Source organism: Salmonella sp. SAL04202 (assembly GCF_046550775.1).
In the GTDB taxonomy this organism is placed as follows: Bacteria; Pseudomonadota; Gammaproteobacteria; order Enterobacterales; family Enterobacteriaceae; genus Salmonella; species Salmonella enterica.
The window spans coordinates 225,345-251,198 of the sequence record NZ_JBGDXK010000005.1; the positions used below are offsets into that span (position 1 = coordinate 225,345).

The 25,854-nt window shown below is 53.7% G+C and carries 19 protein-coding genes; 13 read left to right on the top strand and 6 right to left on the bottom strand.

The window, feature by feature from the left end:
* The first annotated feature begins 1 nt into the window (after position 1).
* Genes yiaO through araD form a run of 5 tightly spaced genes read left to right on the top strand, consistent with a single transcriptional unit; the run spans position 2 to position 4,689 of the window.
* Positions 2-988 (top strand): 2,3-diketo-L-gulonate TRAP transporter substrate-binding protein YiaO, encoded by a 987-nt coding sequence (yiaO, locus tag ACLJQJ_RS19100; protein WP_000766337.1) that lies wholly within the window; start codon positions 2-4, stop codon positions 986-988.
* A gap of 3 nt (positions 989-991) precedes the next feature.
* A complete protein-coding gene (locus tag ACLJQJ_RS19105; RefSeq protein WP_063808764.1) occupies positions 992-2,488 on the top strand; it encodes an FGGY-family carbohydrate kinase in 1,497 nt (498 codons plus the stop codon).
* Positions 2,485-3,147 (top strand): 3-keto-L-gulonate-6-phosphate decarboxylase UlaD, encoded by a 663-nt coding sequence (gene ulaD, locus ACLJQJ_RS19110; protein WP_063808763.1) that lies wholly within the window; start codon positions 2,485-2,487, stop codon positions 3,145-3,147. Before ACLJQJ_RS19105 ends, ulaD begins: the two co-directional genes overlap by 4 nt.
* Positions 3,140-4,000 carry an L-ribulose-5-phosphate 3-epimerase gene (locus ACLJQJ_RS19115; protein ID WP_001244036.1) on the top strand — a complete coding sequence of 287 codons (861 nt, stop codon included), beginning with the start codon at positions 3,140-3,142 and terminating at the stop codon, positions 3,998-4,000. Before ulaD ends, ACLJQJ_RS19115 begins: the two co-directional genes overlap by 8 nt.
* On the top strand, positions 3,994-4,689 hold the full coding sequence (gene araD / locus ACLJQJ_RS19120) for an L-ribulose-5-phosphate 4-epimerase (protein WP_000893168.1): 696 nt from the start codon (positions 3,994-3,996) through the stop codon (positions 4,687-4,689). Before ACLJQJ_RS19115 ends, araD begins: the two co-directional genes overlap by 7 nt.
* Positions 4,690-4,849: 160 nt before the next feature.
* On the opposite strand, the gene ACLJQJ_RS19125 is transcribed toward araD, so the two are convergent.
* Positions 4,850-5,665 (bottom strand): helix-turn-helix domain-containing protein, encoded by an 816-nt coding sequence (locus ACLJQJ_RS19125; protein ID WP_001522199.1) that lies wholly within the window; start codon positions 5,663-5,665, stop codon positions 4,850-4,852.
* A gap of 263 nt (positions 5,666-5,928) precedes the next feature.
* On the opposite strand from ACLJQJ_RS19125, the gene ACLJQJ_RS19130 reads away from it, so the two are divergent.
* Positions 5,929-7,884 (top strand): glycoside hydrolase family 127 protein, encoded by a 1,956-nt coding sequence (locus ACLJQJ_RS19130; RefSeq protein WP_001101516.1) that lies wholly within the window; start codon positions 5,929-5,931, stop codon positions 7,882-7,884.
* Positions 7,885-8,113: 229 nt separating this feature from the next.
* Here ACLJQJ_RS19130 and aldB read toward each other — a convergent pair whose 3' ends face one another.
* The gene (gene aldB, locus ACLJQJ_RS19135) at positions 8,114-9,652 is read right to left on the bottom strand and encodes an aldehyde dehydrogenase AldB (protein ID WP_000183988.1); all 1,539 of its coding nucleotides are present in this window, start codon (positions 9,650-9,652) and stop codon (positions 8,114-8,116) included.
* A gap of 168 nt (positions 9,653-9,820) precedes the next feature.
* Between aldB and ACLJQJ_RS19140 the strand changes: the two genes are divergently transcribed.
* Positions 9,821-10,702, top strand: a complete 882-nt coding sequence (locus tag ACLJQJ_RS19140) for an ROK family protein (protein ID WP_001188275.1) — start codon at positions 9,821-9,823, stop codon at positions 10,700-10,702.
* 284 nt (positions 10,703-10,986) lie between these two features.
* Here the strand turns inward: ACLJQJ_RS19140 and selB are convergent, their stop codons facing one another.
* From selB to ACLJQJ_RS19155, 3 genes are all read right to left on the bottom strand, one after another.
* Positions 10,987-12,837 (bottom strand): selenocysteine-specific translation elongation factor, encoded by a 1,851-nt coding sequence (selB, locus tag ACLJQJ_RS19145; protein WP_000582395.1) that lies wholly within the window; start codon positions 12,835-12,837, stop codon positions 10,987-10,989.
* On the bottom strand, positions 12,834-14,225 hold the full coding sequence (gene selA, locus ACLJQJ_RS19150; RefSeq protein ID WP_000200187.1) for an L-seryl-tRNA(Sec) selenium transferase: 1,392 nt from the start codon (positions 14,223-14,225) through the stop codon (positions 12,834-12,836). Before selA ends, selB begins: the two co-directional genes overlap by 4 nt.
* Before the next feature lie 98 nt (positions 14,226-14,323).
* A complete protein-coding gene (locus ACLJQJ_RS19155; protein WP_000766681.1) occupies positions 14,324-14,932 on the bottom strand; it encodes a glutathione S-transferase in 609 nt (202 codons plus the stop codon).
* A gap of 475 nt (positions 14,933-15,407) precedes the next feature.
* Here ACLJQJ_RS19155 and mtlA point away from each other — a divergent pair, with 475 nt between their 5' ends.
* The 3 genes from mtlA to mtlR all read left to right on the top strand — a co-directional run bounded on the left by mtlA (position 15,408) and on the right by mtlR (position 19,290).
* Positions 15,408-17,324 (top strand): PTS mannitol transporter subunit IICBA, encoded by a 1,917-nt coding sequence (gene mtlA / locus ACLJQJ_RS19160; RefSeq protein WP_000093287.1) that lies wholly within the window; start codon positions 15,408-15,410, stop codon positions 17,322-17,324.
* Positions 17,325-17,554: 230 nt separating this feature from the next.
* Positions 17,555-18,703: a mannitol-1-phosphate 5-dehydrogenase gene (gene mtlD / locus ACLJQJ_RS19165; protein ID WP_063808762.1), complete on the top strand. Its 1,149-nt coding sequence runs from the start codon at positions 17,555-17,557 to the stop codon at positions 18,701-18,703.
* The gene (gene mtlR, locus ACLJQJ_RS19170) at positions 18,700-19,290 is read left to right on the top strand and encodes a mannitol operon repressor MtlR (RefSeq protein WP_000193201.1); all 591 of its coding nucleotides are present in this window, start codon (positions 18,700-18,702) and stop codon (positions 19,288-19,290) included. Before mtlD ends, mtlR begins: the two co-directional genes overlap by 4 nt.
* Positions 19,291-19,299: 9 nt before the next feature.
* Here mtlR and ACLJQJ_RS19175 read toward each other — a convergent pair whose 3' ends face one another.
* Complete coding sequence (locus ACLJQJ_RS19175) at positions 19,300-19,509, bottom strand: hypothetical protein (RefSeq protein WP_001062558.1); 210 nt, start codon at positions 19,507-19,509, stop codon at positions 19,300-19,302.
* A gap of 290 nt (positions 19,510-19,799) precedes the next feature.
* Here ACLJQJ_RS19175 and ACLJQJ_RS19180 point away from each other — a divergent pair, with 290 nt between their 5' ends.
* The 3 genes from ACLJQJ_RS19180 to sadA all read left to right on the top strand — a co-directional run bounded on the left by ACLJQJ_RS19180 (position 19,800) and on the right by sadA (position 25,762).
* Positions 19,800-20,162 (top strand): YibL family ribosome-associated protein, encoded by a 363-nt coding sequence (locus tag ACLJQJ_RS19180; protein WP_000665687.1) that lies wholly within the window; start codon positions 19,800-19,802, stop codon positions 20,160-20,162.
* Between the two features lie 487 nt (positions 20,163-20,649).
* Positions 20,650-21,333 (top strand): DUF3251 domain-containing protein, encoded by a 684-nt coding sequence (locus ACLJQJ_RS19185; RefSeq protein ID WP_024797492.1) that lies wholly within the window; start codon positions 20,650-20,652, stop codon positions 21,331-21,333.
* Between the two features lie 43 nt (positions 21,334-21,376).
* A complete protein-coding gene (gene sadA / locus ACLJQJ_RS19190; RefSeq protein WP_063808761.1) occupies positions 21,377-25,762 on the top strand; it encodes a trimeric autotransporter adhesin SadA in 4,386 nt (1,461 codons plus the stop codon).
* Positions 25,763-25,854 lie beyond the last annotated feature (92 nt).

Here is a 25,854-nt window from a genome sequence, read left to right on the forward strand (position 1 = left end):
TATGAAATTACACGTTATTGCTCGTTCATTATTGATAGCTGGTCTGACGGTTTTCAGCGTGTCGTCTCTGGCGGCGCAATCTTTACGTTTTGGTTATGAAACACCACAAACTGACTCCCAACATATTGCCGCGAAAAAATTTAACGAACTATTAAAAGAAAAAACTAACGGCGAATTAACGCTAAAACTCTTTCCTGACAGCACATTAGGTAACGCCCAGGCAATGATCAGCGGGGTGCGCGGCGGAACCATTGATATGGAAATGTCCGGTTCGAACAATTTCACCGGCCTGGCCCCTGTATTCAACTTACTTGATGTCCCCTTCCTGTTTCGCGATACCGCGCATGCGCATAAAACGCTCGACGGCAAAGTCGGCGATGAACTGAAAAAATCACTCGATTCAAAAGGGTTAAAAGTCCTCGCCTACTGGGAAAACGGCTGGCGCGACGTCACCAACTCCCGCGCGCCGGTAAAAACGCCGGGCGATTTGAAAGGCTTAAAAATCCGCACTAACAACAGCCCAATGAATATCGCGGCCTTTAAAATCTTCGGCGCGAACCCTATTCCGATGCCATTCTCCGAAGTCTATACCGGCCTCGAAACCCGTACGATTGATGCCCAGGAACACCCTATCAACGTCGTGTGGTCAGCGAAATTCTATGAGGTACAGAAATACCTCTCCCTCACTCATCACGCCTATTCGCCTCTGCTGCTGGTGATCAATAAAGCCAAATTCGACGCTTTAAGCCCGCAGTTCCAGGAGGCACTGCTGAGTTCCGCCAAAGAAGCGGGTGACTATCAGCGCAAACTGGTCGCCGAAGATCAGCAAAAAATTATCGATGGCATGAAAGAAGCCGGAGTTGAAGTCCTGACCGATATCGACCGTAAAGCCTTCAGCGATGCGCTGGGCAGCCAGGTGCGCGATATGTTCCTGAAAGACAACCCGCAGGGCGCCGATCTCCTGAAAGCCGTGGACGAGGTGCAATAAGTCATGAGCAACTACTGGCTGGGGTTAGATTGTGGTGGGAGTTGGCTAAAAGCCGGGTTGTACGATGGCGCAGGCCGGGAAGTAGCGGTGCAACGCCTGCCGCTGCACGCTTTAAGCCCGCAGCCAGGCTGGGTTGAACGCGATATGACCGAACTGTGGCAACAGTGCGGCTCGGTCATCAGCAAACTGCTGACGCACACGGGGGTGAGCGGCTCACAAATCCGCGGTCTGGGTATTTCCGCTCAGGGTAAGGGCCTGTTCCTGTTAGATAAAAGCGATCGGCCATTAGGTAAAGCGATACTCTCTTCCGACCGTCGCGCCATGGAAATTGTCCAGCGCTGGCAAAAAGAAGCGGTTCCGCAAAAACTCTACCCGCTGACCCGGCAAACCCTGTGGACCGGGCATCCAGTCTCCCTTTTACGCTGGGTAAAAGAGAATGAGCCGCAGCGCTACGCGCAGATAGGCTGCGTCATGATGACGCATGACTATCTGCGCTGGTGCTTAACCAGCGTGAAAGGCTGTGAGGAGAGCAACATCTCCGAGTCCAACCTCTACAACATGGCGACGGGCCAGTACGACCCGCGTCTGACCGAGTGGCTGGGCATCAGTGAAATCGACAGCGCGCTGCCCCCCGTGGTGGGTTCAGCCGAAATATGCGGGGAGATCACCGCTCAGGCAGCCGCCATCACCGGTCTGGCGGCGGGTACCCCCGTCGTCGGCGGCCTGTTTGACGTGGTTTCCACCGCCCTTTGCGCCGGTATTGAGGATGAATCGACCCTCAATGCGGTGATGGGCACCTGGGCCGTCACCAGCGGCATCGCTCACGGCCTGCGCGACCATGAGGCCCACCCTTACGTCTATGGCCGCTACGTCAATGACGGGCAGTATATCGTTCACGAAGCCAGCCCGACCTCCTCCGGCAACCTTGAATGGTTTACCGCCCAGTGGGGCTACCTCTCTTTTGACGAGATCAATCAGGCGGTCGCCAGCCTGCCGAAAGCCGGTAGCGACCTCTTTTTTCTGCCGTTTCTCTACGGCAGCAATGCCGGACTGGAGATGACCTGCGGCTTTTACGGCATGCAGGCGCTGCACACCCGCGCGCACCTGCTGCAGGCGATTTATGAAGGCGTGGTCTTCAGCCATATGACCCACCTCAACCGCATGCGTGAACGTTTTACCGACGTTTGCGCCCTGCGCGTTACCGGCGGCCCGGCCCACTCCGACGTCTGGATGCAGATGCTGGCGGACGTCAGCGGTTTACGCATCGAGCTGCCGCAGGTGGAGGAGACCGGCTGCTTCGGCGCGGCGCTGGCTGCCCGCGTCGGCACTGGCGTATATCGCGATTTCCGCGAGGCCCAACGCGACCTGCAGCACCCGGTGCGCACGCTGCTGCCGGACATGACCGCACACGCCCTCTACCAGCGCAAATACCGCCAATACCAGGATTTGATTGAAGCACTACAGGGCTATCACGCCCGTATTAAGGAGCACGCATTATGAGCCGACCATTACTGCAACTGGCGCTCGACCACACCAGTCTGGAAGCAGCCCAACGCGATGTCGCCCTGCTACAGGATCATGTCGATATCGTTGAGGCCGGAACCATCCTTTGTTTAACCGAAGGCCTTAGCGCGGTGAAAGCCCTGCGAGCGCAGTGCCCGGAAAAAATCATCGTCGCCGACTGGAAAGTGGCCGATGCCGGTGAAACCCTGGCGCAGCAGGCTTTTAGCGCTGGCGCCAACTGGATGACTATCATCTGCGCCGCACCGCTCGCCACGGTCGAGAAAGGCCATGCCGTCGCGCAATCCTGTGGCGGTGAAATTCAGATAGAACTGTTCGGCAACTGGACGCTGGACGACGCCCGAGACTGGTACCGCGTCGGGGTTCGCCAGGCGATTTACCACCGCGGACGCGATGCGCAGGCCAGCGGGCAGCAGTGGGGAGAGGCGGACCTGACGCGTATGAAGGCGTTGTCCGACATCGGCCTTGAACTATCGATTACCGGCGGCATTACCCCAGTGGATCTGCCGCTGTTCCGCGACATTAACGTTAAGGCATTCATCGCCGGGCGCGCGCTGGCAGGTGCCGCCCATCCGGCGCAGGTCGCCGCCGAATTCCACGCCCAAATTGACGCCATTTGGGGAGAAAAGCATGCGTAATCATCCATTAGGTATTTACGAGAAAGCACTGGCGAAAGATCTCAGTTGGCCAGAGCGGCTGGTGCTGGCAAAAAGCTGCGGTTTTGATTTTGTTGAGATGTCGGTGGATGAAACCGACGAACGTCTCTCACGCCTGGAGTGGACCTCGGCCCAACGCGCTTCGCTGGTGAACGCGATGCTGGAAAGCGGCGTCGCCATCCCGTCGATGTGCCTCTCCGCCCATCGTCGCTTCCCTTTTGGCAGCCGCGACGAAGCGGTACGCCAGCGGGCGCGTGAAATCATGACCAAAGCCATTCGCCTGGCGCGCGACCTGGGGATCCGCACCATCCAGTTGGCAGGTTACGACGTCTATTACGAAGAGCACGACGAAGGCACCCAGCAACGTTTCGCCGAAGGGCTGGCGTGGGCGGTGGAACAGGCCGCAGCGGCGCAGGTGATGCTGGCGGTGGAGATCATGGATACCGCGTTTATGAACTCCATCAGCAAGTGGAAAAAGTGGGACGAAATGCTTTCGTCACCGTGGTTCACCGTTTATCCAGACGTCGGCAACCTCAGCGCCTGGGGGAACGACGTGACCGCCGAGCTGAAGCTGGGTATCGACCGTATCGCCGCTATCCACCTGAAAGACACGCTGCCGGTGACCGGTGACAGCCCCGGCCAGTTCCGCGACGTGCCGTTTGGCGAAGGATGCGTTGATTTTGTCGGCATCTTCAAAACGCTGCATGAGCTGAATTATCGCGGTTCATTTCTGATTGAGATGTGGACAGAGAAATCCAGTGAGCCGGTGCTGGAAATTATCCAGGCCCGCCGCTGGATTGAATCACGGATGCAGGAAGGAGGTTTCACATGTTAGAGCAACTGAAAGCCGAGGTGCTGGCGGCCAACCTGGCGCTTCCGGCGCACGGGCTGGTCACCTTTACCTGGGGCAACGTCAGCGCGGTCGATGAGACGCGCAAACTGATGGTCATCAAGCCTTCCGGCGTTGAATATGAGGTGATGACCGCCGACGATATGGTGGTGGTAGAGATCGCCAACGGCAAGGTCGTTGAAGGCAACAAAAAACCGTCGTCCGATACCGCGACCCATCTGGCGCTCTATCGCCGCTATCCGCAGATCGGCGGGATCGTGCATACCCATTCCCGCCATGCGACGATCTGGTCGCAGGCCGGGCTCGATCTGCCCGCCTGGGGCACCACCCACGCCGACTATTTCTATGGCGCAATCCCCTGTACCCGACTGATGACCGTTGAGGAAATTAACGGCGAGTACGAGTATCAGACCGGCGAGGTGATTATTAAAACCTTTGAAGAGCGCGGTCTCGATCCGGCGCAAATCCCGGCGGTATTGGTTCATTCGCACGGCCCGTTTGCCTGGGGTAAAAATGCCGCCGATGCCGTCCACAACGCCGTGGTGCTTGAGGAGTGCGCCTATATGGGGCTGTTCTCGCGCCAGCTGGCCCCGCAGCTACCGGATATGCAGCCTGAACTGCTCGATAAACACTATCTGCGTAAACACGGCGCGAATGCCTATTACGGGCAGTAATGCCGGCAGTCACAGCCTGTGTCGGATGGCGGCTGCGCCTTATCCGACCTACAAGATTTGCAATATCAATACGTTGTGATGAACTCTTGTAGGCCCGATAAGCAAAGCGCCATCGGACATTCAGTTTGCAACCGCGTTGTCAGAGGGCCAAAGATTATACTCAAGAATTAACGTGTTCCTTACTGTAGCGCCGCTTCCAGGCGGTAGGCGTCAGGCCGGTATGCTTGCGGAAGATCTGGCGAAAGTAACCAACGTCATTAAAACCGCACCGCTCCGCCACCTCTTTTAACGAACGCGCGTCGCTAATCAGCAACTTTTCCGCCTCGCGCACCCGCTGGCGGTGGATGGCTTCCGTTAGCGTAAGGTGAAATACCCGCCGATAAACGCGTCCCAGATAATCCACATTGCAATGCAGTTCTTTCGCCAGAACCGAGCTGGAAAGCGGCAGGTGATAGTGCGTTCGAATCAGCTGCTGTACTTTCCAGGCCAGCGACACGCCAGCGGCCTCGGCGTTTTCATTCTGCCGGGCGTCAACGGTGAGCTGCTGCAAAATCAGCAGCACGATGAACTCCAGCGCCGGGCTGCGCTGGTGCTTTTCCTGCTCGTTCATAAACTGGCGAAAAAGCGCAATCAGCGCCTGCGGATCGGCAACCTGGGTATGCTGCGGCACGGAAAGATGCGTCAGCCAGCGCGGGTCGCTGTCCGGCGCTTTGACCTCAAAATGGAGCCAGTAAAATTTAAGATCGGCGGGAAACTCCTCAACGCCAATATGGCGGCGATGCGGCCAAAGCAACAGGCTTTCCCCGGCGTCGACACAGAAAACACATTCTTCTTCCTGAATTTTCAGGCAGCCTTTTTCCACAAATATAATTTCCCACGATTGCAGACGCCTGGCAGGATGACGCCCAATGCCGCGAGAAATAAATAATCCGCCGTTTTGGACTTTAATCGGTAATGTCATGGATAATTCGAGCATTAATATGTCATTTCCCGCTCATTCAGCACCGTATTTCATATTAGCTTTTGATTATTAACTAAAAATAGTCCTTTCACTCGATCCATCTCACATTTTTAAATACGGGTCGGAATCGTCATCTTTTTTTACTCTTTTATCGCCTTGTCGCTCACCGCTATCCGGGCAAAATGAATCAGGTCATAACGCGAAAATAAAAATTACTGCCATAAAATACCCCGTCAGCGAGGAATATCTATGACCTCTACAACCTTAAGGAGCACGAAATGAACGTACTGGAAGTCGATCTGCATAAACTGACGGTCAGCGATCCGTTCCTCGGACAGTATCAACAACTGGTTCGCGATGTGGTTATTCCTTACCAGTGGGATGCGTTAAACGATCGTATTCCAGAGGCTGAACCCAGCCATGCCATTGAAAATTTCCGCATTGCCGCAGGCCAGCAGACGGGCGACTTTTACGGCATGGTCTTTCAGGACAGCGACGTGGCGAAATGGCTGGAAGCGGTTGCCTGGTCACTGTGCCAGAAGCCCGATCCCGCGCTTGAGAAAACCGCCGATGAGGTGATTGAACTGGTGGCCGCCGCGCAGTGTGACGATGGCTATCTCAATACGTACTTTACGGCAAAAGCCCCGCAAGAACGCTGGAGCAACCTGGCGGAGTGCCACGAGCTTTATTGCGCCGGGCATCTGATTGAAGCGGGCGTCGCCTTCTTTCAGGCCACCGGTAAGCGTCGGCTGCTAGACGTCGTTTGTCGCCTGGCCGATCATATCGACAGCACTTTCGGCCCTGGCGAAAATCAGCTGCACGGCTATCCGGGCCACCCGGAAATTGAGCTGGCGCTGATGCGTCTGTATGAGGTAACAGAGCAGCCGCGCTATATGACGCTGGCAAGCTACTTTATCGGGCAGCGCGGCACCCAACCGCACTTCTACGACGAAGAGTACGAAAAACGCGGCCAAACCTCTTACTGGCATACCTACGGCCCGGCGTGGATGGTCAAAGACAAAGCCTACAGCCAGGCGCATCTGCCAATTTCGCAGCAGCAGACGGCCATTGGCCACGCGGTACGTTTTGTCTATCTGATGACTGGCGTGGCGCATCTCGCTCGCCTGAGCAACGATGAAGGCAAACGCCAGGACTGCCTGCGCCTGTGGAAAAATATGGCGCAGCGTCAGCTATATATCACCGGAGGCATCGGTTCCCAGAGCAGCGGCGAAGCCTTTAGCAGCGATTACGATTTACCGAATGATTCGGTCTATGCGGAAAGCTGCGCTTCAATCGGCCTGATGATGTTCGCCCGCCGGATGCTGGAAATGGAAGCCGATAGCCAGTACGCCGACGTGATGGAGCGCGCGCTGTACAACACCGTCCTCGGCGGTATGGCGCTGGATGGCAAGCATTTCTTCTACGTCAACCCGCTGGAAGTGCATCCAAAATCGTTAAAATTCAACCATATTTACGATCACGTTAAGCCCATTCGCCAGCGCTGGTTTGGCTGCGCCTGCTGCCCGCCGAACATCGCCCGCGTACTCACCTCCCTTGGTCACTACATCTACACGCCGCGTGCGGATGCGCTGTACATCAATATGTACGTGGGTAACAGCATGGAAATACCGGTTGAAAATGGCGCGCTCAAACTGCGAATCAGCGGGAACTACCCGTGGCATGAGCAGGTGAAGATTGCCATCGACTCTGTGCAGCCGGTACGTCACACGCTGGCGCTACGTCTGCCGGACTGGTGCCCTGAGGCAAAAGTGACGCTCAACGGGCTGGAAGTGGAGCAGGATATTCGCAAAGGTTATCTGCATATCCGTCGGACCTGGCAGGAGGGCGATACGATAACCCTGACGCTGCCGATGCCGGTTCGCCGCGTGTATGGCAATCCGCTGGCGCGTCACGTCGCCGGTAAGGTCGCCATTCAGCGCGGGCCGCTGGTCTATTGCCTTGAGCAGGCCGATAACGGCGAAGAACTGCATAATCTGTGGTTACCGAAAGAGAGTGAGTTCCGGGTCTTTGAGGGCAAAGGGCTTTTTGCGCATAAGATGCTGATTCAGGCTGAAGGCGAGAAGCAAAGCGCCCCAGATGCGCAGCATCAGGCGTTGTGGCACTACGATAACGCGCCGTCATCGCGCCAGCCGCAGACGCTAACGTTCATTCCGTGGTTTAGCTGGGCCAACCGTGGCGAGGGAGAAATGCGGATTTGGGTTAACGAGCGGTAATACTGTGCCGGATGGCGGCTGCGCCTTATCCGGCCTACAAGATTTGCAATATCAGTATATTGCGATGAATTTTTGTAGGCCCGATAAGCGAAGCGTCATCAGACATGACCACCAGGCTAATATCAACGCGGTAGGCCCGATAAGCGCAGCGCCATCGGGCATTACCACCAGGCTGATATCAATGCGGTAGGCCCGATAAGCGCAGCGCCATCGGGCATTACCTCTTGCGTCAGAACAGCCCCAGCGGCTTATCGGAATAGCTCACCAGCAGGCACTTGGTTTGCTGGTAGTGTTCCAGCATCATCTTATGCGTTTCGCGCCCGATGCCCGACTGCTTATAGCCGCCGAACGCAGCATGTGCCGGATAGGCGTGATAGCAGTTGGTCCATACGCGCCCGGCCTGAATGCCGCGCCCCATCTTATAGGCCAGATTGCCGTTGCGGCTCCAGACGCCGGCGCCGAGGCCATACTGCGTATCGTTAGCGATTTCCAGCGCCTCCTCCATGGTTTTAAAGGTGGTTACCGCCAGCACCGGGCCAAAGATCTCCTCCTGAAAGACGCGCATATTATTCTTACCAAACAGAATGGTAGGCTCAAGGTAATAGCCCTCTTTAAGTTCGCCATCCAGTTCCTTGCGTCGCCCACCAGTCAGAATATCGGCCCCCTCTTTTTTACCGATATCGATATAATTAAGGATAGTCTCAAGCTGGCCGTGGGAGACCTGCGCCCCCATCTGTGTACCGCTATCTAGCGGGTTCCCGCTGCGAATGCTCTCTACCCGGCGAATAGCGCGCTCCATAAAGCGCTCATAGATGGACTCCTGGACCAGCGCACGGCTTGGACAGGTACACACCTCGCCCTGGTTAAAGGCAAACAGGGCAAATCCCTCCAGCGCTTTATCAAAGAACGCATCTTCCTCATCCATCACGTCGGCGAAGAAGATATTGGGCGACTTGCCGCCTAACTCCAGCGTCACTGGAATAATATTCTGCGTGGCGTACTGCATGATCTGTTGACCCACTTCCGTCGAACCGGTAAACGCCACCTTCGCGATACGTTTCGAGGTCGCCAGATATTCGCCGATCTCGCCGCCCGCGCCGTTCACGACGTTGACGACGCCCGGCGGTAACAGATCGCCAATGACTTCCATTAACAGCAGAACGGAAAGCGGCGTCAGGCGTGCCGGTTTAAGCACCACGCAGTTACCCGCCGCCAGCGCTGGCGCCATTTTCCAGCTTGCCATCAACAACGGAAAGTTCCACGGGATTATCTGTCCCACGACGCCAAGCGGTTCGTGAAAATGGTAGGCCACGGTTTCGCTATCAACTTCGCTGATCCCGCCCTCCTGCGCACGTATACAGGAGGCGAAATAGCGGAAATGATCGATCGCCAGCGGTACGTCGGCGGCGCTGGTTTCACGAATCGGTTTACCGTTATCCCAGGTTTCCGCTGTCGCCAACAGTTCGAGGTTTTGTTCCATCCGATCGGCGATCTTAAACAAGATAGCGGCACGGTCTTGTACTGACGTATGCGCCCACTTATCTTTCGCCTTATGCGCGGCGTCGAGCGCTAAATCGATATCTTTTTTACCGGAGGAAGCGACTTCACATAGCGGCTGGCCGGTCACTGGCGTCAGGTTTTGATAATATTCGCCGTCGGCGGGCGCAACCCAGTCACCGCCAATAAAATTGTCATAGCGGGCTTTTAACTTCAGTGGGTACCCGTATTCACCTGGCTGAATACGTGTTGAAGGGGGATTGTTCGTCATGACCAACTCCTTATTGTAAAGGTACTCCACAAGGGTAGACGGTACTGGTGAATTTTTCGCCAATGGTTTCCCGCTTTACGACAGCAATCACGAATTACTTTCCTTTACGTTTCTCCGTCTGGTTTTAGCCATACTAAACAGGTGCCTGTTTAACGTACGGAGAACACTATGCAGCAATATATCGGCATTGATGTGGGAGGAACTCACGTCAAATATGGCGTGATTAACAGTGACGGCGAAGAATTAACCCATCATCAATTCGATACGCCAGAGGACGCCTCCACGTTTACCCGCAAATGGCAGGATGTGGTGGCGCGTTGCCAACAGGACTATGACATTGCGGCAATCGGGGTCAGTTTCCCCGGCCATATTAATCCCCATAACGGTCATGCGGCAAAAGCGGGCGCGCTGGCTTACCTGGATGACGTCAACCTGATGGAGTTGTTCAGCGGGCTGACCGATCTGCCGCTGGTCGTGGAGAACGACGCGAACTGCGCGGCGCTGGGCGAAATGTGGCGAGGCGCCGGGCAGCATTATGAAAACATGGTCTGTATCACCATTGGAACCGGCATTGGCGGCGGTATTATCGTCGGACGAGAACTGTATCGCGGCGCACATTTCCATGCCGGTGAATTCGGCGTCATGCCGGTCGGGAATAATGGCGAAAGTATGCATAAAATCGCGTCAACCAGCGGATTAATGGCGTCGTGCCGCCAGGCGCTGGCGCTGCCCGCCGAAGAGATGCCGCCTGCGGATGTGATCTTCGAACGAATGGCGACCGATGTTCATCTGCGTGAGGCGGTCAATGACTGGGCGCGTTATCTGTCACGCGGCGTTTACAGCGTGATCTCTATGTTTGATCCGGGCGTGGTGCTGATCGGCGGAGGAATAAGCGAACAGGAAAAGCTCTACCCGCTCCTGACGCGGCATCTTGAAACGTTTGAAATGTGGGAGGCGCTCCAGGTGCCGATTCAGCCCTGCCAACTGGGAAATCAGGCGGGCAGGCTGGGCGCCGTCTGGCTGGCGCAGCAAAAGCTCGACCGAAGCTAACGAGTTACGCCTTATCCGGCCTGCATCGTCTACGCAGGCCCGGTAAGCGTCCGCACCACCGGGCAAAGGCGTTACATCGCCGCGCGATAAAGTTCCACAATCTCGTCGTGAGTCGCCTGAATAAGGCGCAAAGAATACGGGTGAAATTATCCTGATAACAGGTTCACGCTGGCTATTTTAAGAAGTCAGAAAAATAAAAAGCACATCTGGTTCATTTCCTGATGTGCTTTTTATAAAGCAACGCAATAATTGTATTGCTTCATTTGTTATTTAATTTAACCATTTCATTCTTTTTGCGGAAATAATAACGCATCACGTAATAAATGATCATTCCCACGACGTCGTGTAAATCCAATCCGGTCAAAATATTCAAGGATCTGAATGGCCAGTTTCCGCCCTACATTCAGCCTGTCGCGAAAATCCGCCGCACACGTTGATCCTCTCTCTTGATCCAGCTCGCGGATCATATTGGCGAAAGCGACAATCCGATCGTTACGATAGTACCGATCTTTTACGATCGCGGTAATGATGCCTTGCTGTGCCGCCTGCCGCAGCACCAGCCGCATCAATTGTTCTTCCGTTCCGGTCTCTTTCGCCAGATCGCGTACCCACCAGGGCTCATCGCCAAATAGCGGTTCGACTTTTTGCCAGACGGCCTGCTGCTCATCGCTAAATCCTGCTTTATGATCCGGCAGATGCAACCAACCGTGATGGCTATGAATCAGGCCGTCGTCGCGCATCCGCTCGATCAGCATCAGGACCAGCGCTTCATCTTCCATTGGCAGGGCCATGCGGCGTAAACGCTCGCGTCCCGGCCCCGGTTCATCGCGGTGCTGTTCGTGGTAGGTCGCCAGCGTATCAAGAATCTTACGCTGCCAGCGGGCGGCGACGGGCGCGCTTAACAGATTGTCTCCGGCCTGGATAAAACCATGTTGCTCAATAAGCTGACGCATACCGACAGGATTAAGCTGACGCGCCCAACCGAAATCCGGCAGGTTGACGGCGCCGCGTTCCAGATGAATGGCCAACGCCGCGCTATCGTCCTGCGCGGCGGCAAGCGTTGAAAGCCAGTGCAAATAATCTGGCTTACGTTTACCGCGACGCGGCGCCTTAAGCGTCACCACGCGTGCGCCGGCAAGGGTGGCGCGTGCGGAAATATCACGCAGCACCAGTCTGTCATTATCGGCCAGCCACAACGGCGTATCAAAGATCAGCTCGGCCAGCCCGCCTTCCAGCAAAGAGACGCGACCGGTCACATGGCTGGCGGCATGGTGAATATGTAGCGGCTGCCATTGGGAAAGCGGCGCATGAAGCGCCAGAGAAACGATCACCCGGGAAAAAGCCTCCCCCACCGGCGCATCCGAAAGCAGCCAGTCGCCGCGGTTAAGCTGCTCCTTCTCCGCATCGCCCGCAATATTGAGCGCAATACGTTGCCCGGCATACGCATGGTCGGTGGGCTGATTTTGCGCGTGTAGACTTCGTACGCGCATCGGCGTATTAACGCCGGTCAACCATAGCGTATCGCCCACGTTTACCTCTCCGCTCAGCGCCGTTCCGGTCACCACCAGTCCCGCCCCTTTCACCGTAAACGCACGGTCGATAGCCAGGCGGAAGCGATGCTGCGCGGCGTGCGAACGTGCAGGAAGCTGCTGTAAATGAGCGCGAAGTTCTGCAATACCGCGCCCTTCATTGGCAGCGGTGACAAATAAAACGGTATCGGCGAAGCCATAGTTGTCGAGCGCCGCCAGTACCTCTTCACGTACTTCACCGATACGCGCCTCGTCCACGCGATCGGCTTTGGTCAGCGCTACGGTGAGCTGGAGATTGCCCGTCAGTTGCAGGATCTGTAAATGCTCACGCGTTTGCGCCATGACGCCGTCATCACAGGCGACCACCAGCAAAGCGTGATCGATACCGCCTACGCCCGCCAGCATGTTAGAGAGGAATTTTTCATGCCCAGGCACATCGATAAAGCCCAGCACACGACCATCCGGCTGCGGCCAATAGGCGTAACCCAGATCGATAGTCATCCCGCGTTTTTTCTCTTCCGGCAGGCGATCGGCATTGACTCCGGTAATCGCCTGGAGCAACGTCGTTTTACCGTGGTCTACGTGTCCGGCAGTTGCAATAATCATTTCAGCATCATCTCCATAAACCGGCTTTCGTCTTCAAGACAGCGCATATCCAGCCATAAACGGCCATCATAAATTCGGCCAATGACCGGTACAGGCAGCATGCGCCAGCGGGCCGCCAGCGCCTCCAGCCGACTACCGCGCCCGTCGTGCGGGGTAAAGGTCATGGCGGCGCTGGGAAGGCGGTCTACCGGTAATGAACCGCTGCCGATTTGCGACAGGCAGGGTTTAACCTCCAGCGCAAATTCATCGCCGTAACGTGCCGCCAGCCGCGCCTGTAATCGCTGCGCTTGTTCGCGAATCGACGCTTCACTGCGGGTTAACAGACGCAGGGTGGGTAATTTCTCCGCCAACGCTTCCGGGTGCAGATACAGACGTAACGTTGCCTCCAGCGCCGCCAGCGTCATTTTATCCGCGCGCAGAGCGCGTTTCAGCGGATGGCTTTGCAGTTGGGCAATCATCGCTTTTTTGCCGACGATGATCCCGGCCTGCGGCCCGCCCAGCAACTTATCGCCGGAGAAGCTTACCAGGCTGACGCCTGCGGCAATGAGCTGCTGCGGCATCGGCTCTTTGGGTAAGCCATATTGACTTAAATCCACCAGTGAACCGCTGCCCAGATCCGCCACCACCGGAATATCCAGCTCTCGCCCGATTTCCGCCAGTTCCGCTTCCTCTACCGTTTTGGTAAAGCCCTCAATGCTGTAATTACTGGTATGCACCTTCATCAACAGCCCGGTATTTTCATTTACCGCCTGACGGTAATCTTTCGCGTGCGTCCGGTTGGTGGTGCCCACTTCATGCAGCGTACAGCCCGCCTGGCGCATAACATCCGGAATACGAAACGCGCCGCCGATTTCGACCAGCTCGCCACGCGAAACTACCACCTCTTTGCCGCTGGCGGTCGCCGCCAGCATCAGCAATACCGCCGCCGCATTGTTATTGACGATACAGGCGTCCTCCGCCCCGGTGATACGGCATAACAACGTCGCCAGCGCCCGGTCGCGATGCCCCCGCCCGGCGCCATCTAAATCGTATTCCAGCGTCACCGGCGCGCGCATCGCCTGCGTTACCGCCTCAATCGCTTCTTGCGCCTGCAATGCGCGGCCAAGATTGGTGTGCAGCACCGTCCCCGTCAGGTTAATCACCGGGCGCAGCGCGCTTTGCGCCGCATTTTCCAGCCGGAGTTTCGCCTCTTGCGCCCAGTCTGCGTACCAGTCGGGAAGCGTTTGCGTATTCCGTATGACGTCGCGCGCGTCGTCAAGCATCCGCCTAAGCAGATCAACCACCTGGGTATGGCCATACCGATCGCGTAGAGAAAGAAAAGCGCTATCGTGCAATAAGCGATCGATAGCAGGAAGCTGGCTGTAGAGTGTACGCGTTTCGCTTGTCATGAAAATGCCTGGCTGTTGGTGGCCCTCTCCTGGCGGGAGAGGGATATCGACATAAGGGGGATTGTAACGTGAGTTTGCTCAGGCGGACATAATGCGCGTCAAGCCTTTGGCGCTTCGGTGCGGGCAAAGCTTTCGCGTTGAAAAAGCGTTTCGACCAGTTTGACCAGGTGGGGGCGGCTAACACACCAGCCAGGCGCGACCCGGCGGAAGTTGAGATAGCCTACCGCACAGGCAATCGCGATAGTCGCCAGATTGACCGTATCCGTTTTTAGCGTCCCGTCGCTCAGATAACTTTCGAGCATATCCAAGCTGCGGTTGATTTTTTCCCGCTGGCGCAGCAGTTCCGTTTCCGATTGTTGCGCCGCCGGACGCGCCTGTTCGCGTACAGAAACCAACGCTGCATCCATAATGCCGTCAGCCAACGCTTCAAGCTGGCGAACTTTAAGCGCTGCCATCGGGTCACGCGGGAGCATCGCTGGCGCGATATCCAGCAGTTCAATATATTCCGCGATGATCGGCGAATCGAACCAATACTCGCCTTTCTCCGTCACCAGCGCTGGCACCTTACCCAGAGGGTTGTATTGCGCCACGCCGTTATCCGCCTCGTAGGGTAGTTCATTAATAAATTCGAAGGTAATGCCTTTTTCGAGCAGCAGAACAGAGATTTTGCGCACAAAAGGGCTGGTGTAGCTACCGATGAGTTTCATGCCGTGTCCTTTTTGCCAACCAGTAAAAATCATAGTATGGCTCAAATAAGACGAAAAGAGACGCAAAAGGAGGTTGCTGAATGACATAACGTGAGTGAGCTCGCGACAAAATGTTTGCCGGATCGTATTGGCGTTACCCGGGCTTAAAATTTCTTGTGAAGAGGATCACAAAAATTCAACAAAGCACCAAAATAAAAATGTGAAATATCTCACATAAAATGGTCTTTTAAGGGCTAAAAATTAGATTCGTTGTTTTTTTACACAGCCACTTTGTGATCAATATCACATCAATTACCTCTCTACCCCCTATATTTATGTGACACAAATCACATAAATTGTCCCTGTCTGGACAGTTGAACGATTCAGTGCCAGATTGCGCAGTATCTACACTACAGGGTCCGGCTACCTCTGCCGCTACATTAACAAACCTCGGGCTTTCAGCCTGCGCGACAGCAACATAAGAAGGGGTGTTTTTATGTCATCCGATATTAAGATCAAAGTGCAAAGCTTTGGTCGATTCCTCAGCAATATGGTGATGCCTAATATCGGCGCGTTTATCGCGTGGGGTATTATCACCGCATTATTTATTCCAACAGGGTGGTTGCCTAACGAAACGCTGGCGAAACTGGTTGGTCCGATGATCACCTACCTGCTGCCGCTGCTCATCGGTTATACCGGCGGTCGTCTGGTTGGCGGCGAACGCGGCGGCGTGGTGGGCGCTATCACTACCATGGGCGTTATTGTCGGCGCGGATATGCCGATGTTCCTCGGCTCAATGATCGCCGGTCCATTAGGCGGCTACTGCATTAAGAAATTCGACAGTTGGGTAGACGGTAAGATCAAATCCGGTTTTGAGATGCTGGTGAACAACTTCTCCGCTGGCATTATCGGTATGATCCTCGCCATCCTGGCGTTCCTCGGTATTGGTCCGGCGGTTGAAGTCCTGTCCAAAATTCTGGCGGCGGGCGTTAACTTCATGGTGGCGCACGATATGCTGCCGCTGGCGTCCATTTTTGTTGAACCGGCGAAAATCCTGTTCCTCAATAACGCGATTAACCACGGCATCTTCTCACCACTGGGTATCCAGCAGTCCCATGAGATGGGTAAATCCATCTTCTTCCTGATTGAAGCTAACCCGGGTCCGGGGATGGGCGTCCTGCTGGCGTACATGTTCTTCGGTCGCGGCAGCGCTAAACAGTCTGCGGGCGGCGCGGCAATTATCCACTTCCTGGGCGGTATCCATGAGATCTACTTCCCGTACGTGCTGATGAACCCACGTCTGATCCTGGCCGTTATCCTTGGCGGTATGACTGGCGTATTCACCCTGACCATCCTGAACGGCGGTCTGGTTTCTCCGGCTTCTCCTGGCTCCATTCTGGCCGTACTGGCGATGACGCCAAAAGGCGCTTACTTCGCTAACATCGCTGCCATCGTGGCGGCAATGGCGGTCTCCTTCGTGGTTTCTGCAATTCTGCTGAAAACCAGCAAAGTGAAAGAAGAAGATGACATTGAAGCGGCCACCCGTCGTATGCATGACATGAAAGCGGAATCTAAAGGCGCCTCTCCGCTGGCGGCTGGCGACGTGACCAACGACCTGAGCCATGTGCGTAAAATCATCGTGGCTTGCGATGCCGGTATGGGTTCCAGCGCGATGGGCGCAGGGGTACTGCGTAAGAAAGTACAGGATGCGGGCCTGAGCCAGATCTCCGTCACCAACAGCGCCATTAACAATCTGCCGCCGGATGTGGATCTGGTCATTACTCACCGTGACCTTACCGAGCGCGCGATGCGTCAGGTACCGCAGGCGCAGCATATTTCGCTGACCAACTTCCTGGATAGCGGCCTGTACACCAGCCTGACCGAACGTCTGGTTGCCGCACAGCGCCACAATACTAATGAAGAGAAAGTACGCGACCATCTGAAAGACAGCTTTGAGGAGGGTGATAACAACCTGTTCAAACTGGGTGCGGAGAATATCTTCCTGGGCCGTAAAGCCGCTAACAAAGAAGAGGCGATTCGCTTTGCCGGTGAACAACTGGTGAAAGGCGGCTATGTTGAGCCGGAATACGTCGAGGCGATGCTGGACCGCGAAAAGCTGACGCCGACTTACCTCGGTGAATCCATCGCAGTACCGCACGGTACAGTGGAAGCGAAAGATCGCGTGCTGAAAACCGGCGTGGTGTTCTGCCAGTATCCGGAAGGCGTACGCTTCGGTGAAGAAGAAGACGATATTGCCCGTCTGGTCATTGGTATCGCCGCACGTAACAATGAGCACATCCAGGTCATCACCAGCCTGACCAACGCGCTGGATGATGAATCCGTGATCGAACGTCTGGCGCACACCACCAGCGTGGATGAAGTTCTGGAACTGCTGGCAGGTAAAAAAGCTTAACAGTTAAGTATCCCCAAAATAGTTCGAGCTGCAGGAAGGCGGCAACGCAGTGAATCCCCAGGAGCGTACATAAGTACGTGACTGGGGTGAGCGAGGAGAGCCAACGCATCTGCAGTTCGAAATATGAAGGCGATATCCTCTCCCTTGTGGAGAGGGTTAGGTTGAGGGGAAATCTATGCAGTCCCTCACCCCAGCCCTCTCGGGTAAAAACATTAATGAAGGTTAATACTATGAAAGCATTACATTTTGGCGCAGGTAATATCGGTCGTGGCTTTATCGGCAAACTGCTGGCTGACGCGGGGATACAACTGACGTTTGCGGATGTAAATCAGGTCGTACTCGATGCCCTGAATGCCCGTCATAGCTATCAGGTTCATGTTGTGGGCGAAAATGAGCAGGTGGATACGGTTTCCGGCGTCAACGCTGTCAGCAGCATCGGCGATGATGTTGTCGACCTGATTGCCCACGTTGATTTAATCACTACTGCCGTGGGTCCGGTTGTGCTTGAGCGTATCGCTCCGGCCATCGCTAAAGGGCTGGTGAAACGTAAAGAACAAGGTAATGAATCCCCGCTGAATATCATCGCCTGTGAAAACATGGTACGCGGCACAACGCAGTTGAAAGGCCATGTGATGAATGCCCTACCGGAAGACGCCAAAGCATGGGTAGAAGAACATGTTGGCTTTGTCGATTCCGCCGTTGACCGTATTGTGCCGCCATCTGCTTCTGCGACCAACGATCCGCTGGAAGTGACGGTAGAAACCTTCAGCGAGTGGATCGTCGATAAAACCCAGTTTAAAGGCGCGTTGCCAAACATCCCGGGGATGGAGTTAACGGATAACCTGATGGCATTTGTCGAACGTAAACTCTTCACGCTGAACACGGGTCATGCTATAACCGCGTACCTCGGCAAATTAGCCGGTCATCAGACCATTCGCGACGCCATTCTCGATGAGAGTATTCGCGCGGTGGTGAAAGGCGCGATGGAAGAAAGCGGCGCGGTGCTGATCAAACGCTACGGTTTTGATGCCGACAAACATGCGGCATACATTCAGAAAATCCTCGGTCGTTTTGAAAACCCGTATCTGAAAGATGACGTCGAACGCGTAGGTCGTCAGCCGCTACGCAAACTCAGCGCGGGCGACCGTCTGATCAAACCGCTGCTTGGCACCCTGGAATATGGTCTGCCGCATGTGAATCTGGTCAAAGGGATCGCGGCGGCGATGCATTTCCGTAGTGTTGAAGATCCGCAGGCGCAGGAGTTGGCGGCTCTGATTACCGAAAAAGGCCCGCAGGCCGCGCTGGCGCAAATTTCCGGGCTGGATGCCAATAGCGATGTGGTGGCGGAGGCGGTTAACGCATATAACGCGACCAAATGACGCAGAATCCGGCGCAGGTTAGCCTGCGCCCAAATAACAGATTGTCAGATATGCAGGCAATAATGGAACAAACCCAGGCCTTTGAAAATCGTGTGCTTGAGCGTCTGAATGCTGGCAAAACCGTACGGAGCTTCCTGATTACCGCCGTCGAGTTATTGACCGAGGCGGTGAATATTCTGGTGCTCCAGGTGTTTCGCAAAGACGACTATGCGGTGAAATACGCTGTGGAACCGTTGCTGGACGGCGACGGGCCGCTGGGCGATCTTTCGGTACGTCTGAAACTTATCTATGGTCTGGGCGTACTCAGCCGCACCGAATATGAAGATGCGGAGCTGTTAATGGCGCTGCGCGAAGAGCTGAATCACGACGGCAATGAGTACGCCTTTACCGACGATGAAATCCTCGGGCCGTTTGGCGAACTGCACTGCGTCATGGCGCTACCGCCGCCGCCGCATTTTGATACGTCCGACGCGGCGCTCTACGCCATGCAAATTCAGCGCTACCAGCAGGCGGTGCGTTCGACGATGGTCCTCTCTCTGACCGAGCTGATTTCTAAAATCAGCTTAAAAAAGGCCTTTCAAAAGTAAATCCCGCCGTTAACCTCTTTCTTCTTCTTTTGGTCGGTACAGCCGTCGGTAATATTCCAGACGCTGCAAATAAATGGGCGCGCTCTCCGACGGCACTTCGGAAGGAACATAATCACGCGGCGGCGTTTTATTCAGGTATTCACGGAACGCCTGGCTGGACGCCATAAAATCGACGGCTTTATCAATAAGAAGTGGTACGTTCTCACCTATTTTTGCCATGATAGATCCTCCATGTGGGACCCGCGTCTGACTCCCGCGGTCGCTTATTTGAGTTTAGGATCAATTTAGCGTTGTCATTGAGGAAAATGTGCTTAATCGCTTTTCTTGCCGACAAAAGGGCGCTTCATCTTTTCTTTCGACAAAAAGGATTTTATTCTCAACGAGATAATTAAATAATGAGCAGTGTAATACTTGCCATAATTGATTATCTTTACGTCATGAGTTGTGAAGAATCACTCACTGCGCGCATACTATAAGGTATCTATCCCATTTCTATCAGAAGCTATCCCATGAAAGAAGTCGAAAAAAACGAAATTAAACGCCTGAGCGATCGTCTTGACGCTATTCGCCACCAGCAGGCAGGTCTCTCTCTGGTTGAATCCGCCGATAAATACGCGGAGCTGGAAAAAGAAAAAGAGACGCTGGAAGCAGAAATTATCCGTCTGCGCGAAGTACACAGCCAGAAACTGAGTAAAGAAGCGCAGAAGCTGATGAACCTGCCGTTTCGCCGCGCGATCACTAAAAAAGAGCAGGCCGATATGGGCAAACTCAAAAAAAGCGTACGCGGCCTGATCGTGGTGCACCCGATGACGGCGCTGGGCCGGGAAATGGGGCTCAAAGAGATGACAGGCTTCGCGAAGAGCGAGTTCTAAACCTTCCGCATCACAGGCTCTCAGGACACCCGTTGTACGGAGGGTGTCTTGAGAGCATCGGGCTATATTCCGAATTTTTCCTGGAAGTATTTACACCGCTTATATACAAGTTCATTTTTAACGGTAGTCTCTGCTTTTTCAGGATGAAAAATTCCACTATCATGCCTGTTTGTATTTATACAATGAATTTTTTTCATCCTCTTTTCTTATATCCCGCAGAATATGATTGACCCGCAAAATTAAATAACATTATCATCCCTGAAAAAAATCCCCATACATAAACATTATAATTATATTTTTATAAAGCATTGCTATGAGTAATTGATAAACAACGTCGGGTATTTGCGCATTTCTATAGAAACAATGAATGTTTTAATTATAACCATATATTAATGGCTATTGGCAATGCTCGCAATATGATGAGTTAGCTGTATAAATAACAGGTTAACTATTTATATTATATAAATTATTAACAAGGATATTTTATATGCACAAAAATGGAAAATTTATCCCCCTGCTTGCGTTGGGATTCACATTCTTTTTATCTGGTTGTGACTACTTTGCAGATAAACACCTTGTTGAAGAGCTGAAAAAACAACAAAAAGAACAAGAAACAAAGATAAACCTGTTAGAAAAACAACAAAAAGAACAAGAAGCAAAGATGAATTTGCTAGAAAAACAACAAGCTACGGTTATCAACACGACTCAAAAGATCGCCGAAGTCGTTGGCCGCGTTGAACGCAAACAACGGCTATTCGACTATACAGAACTGGACCCATCACAAACGCACTATTTTATTATTAACAACGGCAATATCGGATTAGCCGGGCGTATTCTATCTATTGAGCCAATAGATAATGGAAGTGTTATTCATCTTGATTTAGTTAACTTACTCAGCATTCCCGTATCAAACCTTGCGTTTAATATGACATGGGGTACGAAAAAACCTTCCGAGGCAAAAGATCTGCCTCGATGGCGACAACTCCTGCTCAACACAAAAATGGATTCGACAATCGAACTCTTACCGGGAGCATGGACAAACGTCACGCTAACATTAAAAGGCGTATCGCCCAATAATCTTAAGTATCTAAAAATAGGTATTAACATGGAGAATGTCATATTCGACAGCATACAACCTATTAATGATACGAAAAAGAAGCCAAAAAAATAATAGCCATTGATACAATTATTTTAGAAAAGGAAAGCACTTATTCATGAACAGAATATTTAGAGTCCTCTGGAATGCCGCTACGGGAACATTTGTTGTCACCAGCGAAACCGCAAAAAGCCGCGGCAAAAAAAGCGGCCGCAGAAAGCTGGCGGTTTCCGCACTCATCAGTCTTAGCAGCATTATGGTTTCTGCGGACGCACTGGCCAATGCTGGGAACGATACTGGCGACGGCGTTACTCCAACGGGTACCCAGACTGGAGGAAAAGGGTGGATTGCAATTGGTACCGATGCCACAGCCAATACTTACACCAACGTTGATGGCGCAAGCGCCGCAATGGGTTATAAAGCCTCCGCGATGGGGAAATGGAGTACCGCCATTGGTTCATACAGCCAGTCCACCGGCGACTCTTCGTTAGCGCTTGGCGTAAAATCGGTTTCTGCTGGTGACCGGGCCATTGCAATGGGCGCCTCATCCTCAGCCAGTGGAAGTTATTCAATGGCAATGGGCGTGTATGCCAATTCGAGCGGCGCAAAATCGGTTGCGTTAGGTTATAAATCTGTCGCGAGCGGAGCAACTTCCTCTGCATTAGGTTATCAAGCCACTGCGAGCGGCGACGACAGCGCTGCATTTGGTAATGGCGCAAAAGCGATAGGCACCAACTCAGTTGCCCTTGGCTCGGGCTCTATCGCCCAGGAAGACAATTCCGTCGCCGTGGGTAACAGCACCACTCAGCGGCAGATCACCTACGTTGCTAAAGGCGACATCAATTCCACCAGTACCGATGCCGTTACAGGTGCGCAAATTTATTCTTTAAGTCAATCCGTCGCCGACCGACTCGGCGGAGGGGCTTCCGTTAATTCTGATGGTACAGTGAATGCGCCCCTCTACGAGGTAGGCACAGGCATCTACAATAACGTAGGCAGCGCATTAAGCGCACTTAACACTTCTATCACTAACACAGAGGCCTCTGTCGCAGGATTAGCCGAAGACGCGCTGTTGTGGGATGACAGCACCAGCGCCTTTAGCGCTAGCCACACGGGAAACGCCAGCAAAATCACCAATCTGACGGCGGGTACCCTGGCTGCGGACAGCACCGACGCCGTTAACGGCTCTCAGTTGTTTGATACGAATGAAAAAGTAGATCAGAACACTGCTGATATCGCCACCAATACCGACAGCATCAACCAAAACACTGCCGATATTACCGCTAATACCGACAGCATTAACCAGAACACAACCGATATCGCCGCCAATACGACCAGCATCAATCAGAACACCACTGATATCGCCGCCAACACCACCAATATCAACAGCCTGAGCGACTCCGTCACCACGCTCACCGACGATGCCCTGCTTTGGGATGCAGCCTCTGGCGCATTCAGCGCTAAGCACAACGGAAGCGACAGTAAAATCACCAATCTGGCGGCGGGTACCCTGGCCGCTGACAGCACCGACGCCGTTAACGGCTCTCAGCTATTTGCCACCAACGAAAATGTGTCTCAGAACACAACCGATATCGCCGCTAATACGACCAGCATCACTCAGAACACCACTGATATCGCCACCAACACCACCAGTATCAACAGTCTGAGCGACTCCGTCACCACGCTCACCGATGATGCCCTGCTTTGGGATGCGACCTCTGGCGCATTCAGCGCTAACCACAACGGAAGCGACAGCAAAATCACCAATCTGGCGGCGGGTACCCTGGCTTCGGACAGCACCGACGCCGTTAACGGCTCTCAGTTGTTTGCCACCAATGAAAATGTGTCTCAGAACACAACCGATATCGCCGCCAATACGACCAGCATCAATCAGAACACCACTGATATCGCCACCAACACCACCAATATCAACAGTCTGAGCGACTCAGTTACCACGCTCACCGACGATGCACTGCTATGGGATGCAGTCTCTGGCGCATTCAGCGCTAACCGCAACGGAAGCGCCAGTAAAATCATCAATGTCGCCGCCGGGGACCTTTCTGAGGACAGTACAGACGCGGTGAACGGCTCCCAGTTGTATGAAACCAACCAGAGGGTGGATCAAAACACCTCTGCTATCGCAGATATTAATACGTCCATCACCAATCTTAGCTCTGACAATCTGAGCTGGAATGAAACAACAAGTTCGTTCTCTGCCAGCCACGGAAGTAGTACGACAAACAAAATCACCAACGTTGCTGCCGGAGAGCTGTCTGAAGAAAGTACCGACGCGGTTAACGGCTCGCAGCTGTTCGAAACCAATGAAAAAGTGGATCAGAACACGACCGATATCGCCGCCAATACCACTAACATCACTCAGAACAGCACCGCGATTGAGAACCTGAATACTTCTGTCTCCGATATTAATACGTCCATTACCGGCCTCACTGATAACGCTCTGTTATGGGACGAAGACATCGGCGCTTTCAGCGCAAACCACGGTGGAAGCACCAGTAAAATAACCAATGTCGCCGCCGGGGCGCTTTCTGAGGACAGTACAGACGCGGTAAACGGCTCACAGTTGTATGAAACCAACCAGAAGGTGGATCAAAATACCTCTGCTATCGCGGATATCAATACGTCCATCACCAATCTTGGTACCGATGCACTGAGCTGGGATGACGAAGAGGGTGCGTTCAGCGCCAGCCACGGTACCAGCGGTACCAATAAGATAACCAATGTAGCAGCAGGTGAAATCGCCAGTGACAGTACTGACGCCGTTAATGGCTCTCAGCTTTATGAAACTAACATGCTGATTTCTCAGTATAATGAATCTATTAGCCAACTAGCCGGCGATACCAGCGAAACCTATATCACGGAAAATGGTACCGGCGTGAAATACATCCGTACGAATGATAACGGGCTTGAAGGCCAGGATGCATACGCAACGGGTAACGGCGCAACGGCAGTAGGTTACGACGCCGTCGCCTCTGGCGCTGGCAGTCTGGCTCTTGGCCAAAACAGCAGCAGTAGCATTGATGGCAGTATCGCTTTGGGCAGTGGCTCCACCTCCAACCGCGCGATTTCATCAGGTATACAAACAACGAGCGTAACAAGCGATGGCGTTGTCATTGGCTACAATACAACAGACAGAAAGTTGCTGGGCGCGTTGTCATTGGGGACGGATGGAGAAAGCTATCGTCAAATTACCAACGTTGCTGACGGCTCTGAAGCGCAAGATGCGGTAACAGTTCGTCAGTTACAAAATGCCATTGGTGCGGTCACTACTACACCGACCAAGTACTACCACGCAAACTCAACGGAAGAAGATTCACTGGCTGTCGGAACTGACTCACTGGCAATGGGTGCGAAGACTATCGTCAATGCTGATGCAGGTATTGGTATTGGTCTGAATACACTGGTGATGGCTGATGCCATCAACGGGATTGCTATCGGTTCTAACGCACGCGCCAACCATGCAAACAGTATTGCAATGGGTAATGGTTCTCAGACCACTCGCGGCGCACAGACTGACTACACCGCCTACAACATGGACACACCGCAGAACTCTGTCGGTGAGTTCTCTGTCGGCAGTGAAGACGGTCAACGTCAGATCACTAACGTCGCGGCGGGTTCGGCAGATACCGATGCCGTTAACGTTGGCCAATTGAAAGTCACCGACAGCCGTGTTGCCGCGAATACCGAAAGCATCAATAACCTGAACACGCAGGTGAGTAGTCTTGATACTCGCGTCACCAATATTGAAAACGGTATTGGCGATATCGTCACTACCGGTAGCACCAAGTACTTCAAGACCAACACCGATGGCGCAGATGCAAATGCCCAGGGTGCGGACAGCGTCGCGATTGGCTCTGGCTCTATTGCTGCCGCTGAAAACAGCGTGGCGTTAGGCACAAATTCCGTCGCAGATGAAGCTAATACTGTGTCTGTTGGCTCTTCTACTCAACAACGCCGTATTACCAACGTTGCCGCAGGGGTGAACAACACTGACGCGGTTAATGTGGCGCAACTGAAAGCCTCAGAAGCAGGCTCCGTGCGTTATGAAACCAATGCAGATGGCTCGGTTAACTATAGCGTGCTCAACCTGGGAGACGGGAGTGGCGGCACCACTCGGATCGGCAATGTTTCAGCGGCGGTGAATGATACGGATGCGGTTAACTATGCGCAATTGAAACGCAGCGTCGAAGAAGCAAACACCTATACCGACCAGAAAATGGGTGAAATGAACAGCAAAATCAAAGGCGTAGAAAACAAGATGAGCGGCGGTATCGCTTCAGCGATGGCGATGGCCGGTCTGCCACAAGCCTACGCCCCGGGCGCCAACATGACCTCGATTGCCGGCGGTACGTTTAATGGTGAAAGTGCCGTCGCCATTGGTGTCTCCATGGTAAGTGAAAGCGGGGGCTGGGTGTATAAATTGCAAGGAACCAGCAACAGCCAGGGCGATTACTCTGCGGCCATTGGCGCGGGCTTCCAGTGGTAATGAAGTAACAACACTCCCGACATCAAAGGCAATGGCATAATGCCATTGCCTTTTCACTTCCCTTTGCTGTCCTCTCCCCTCAATTGGCCCTA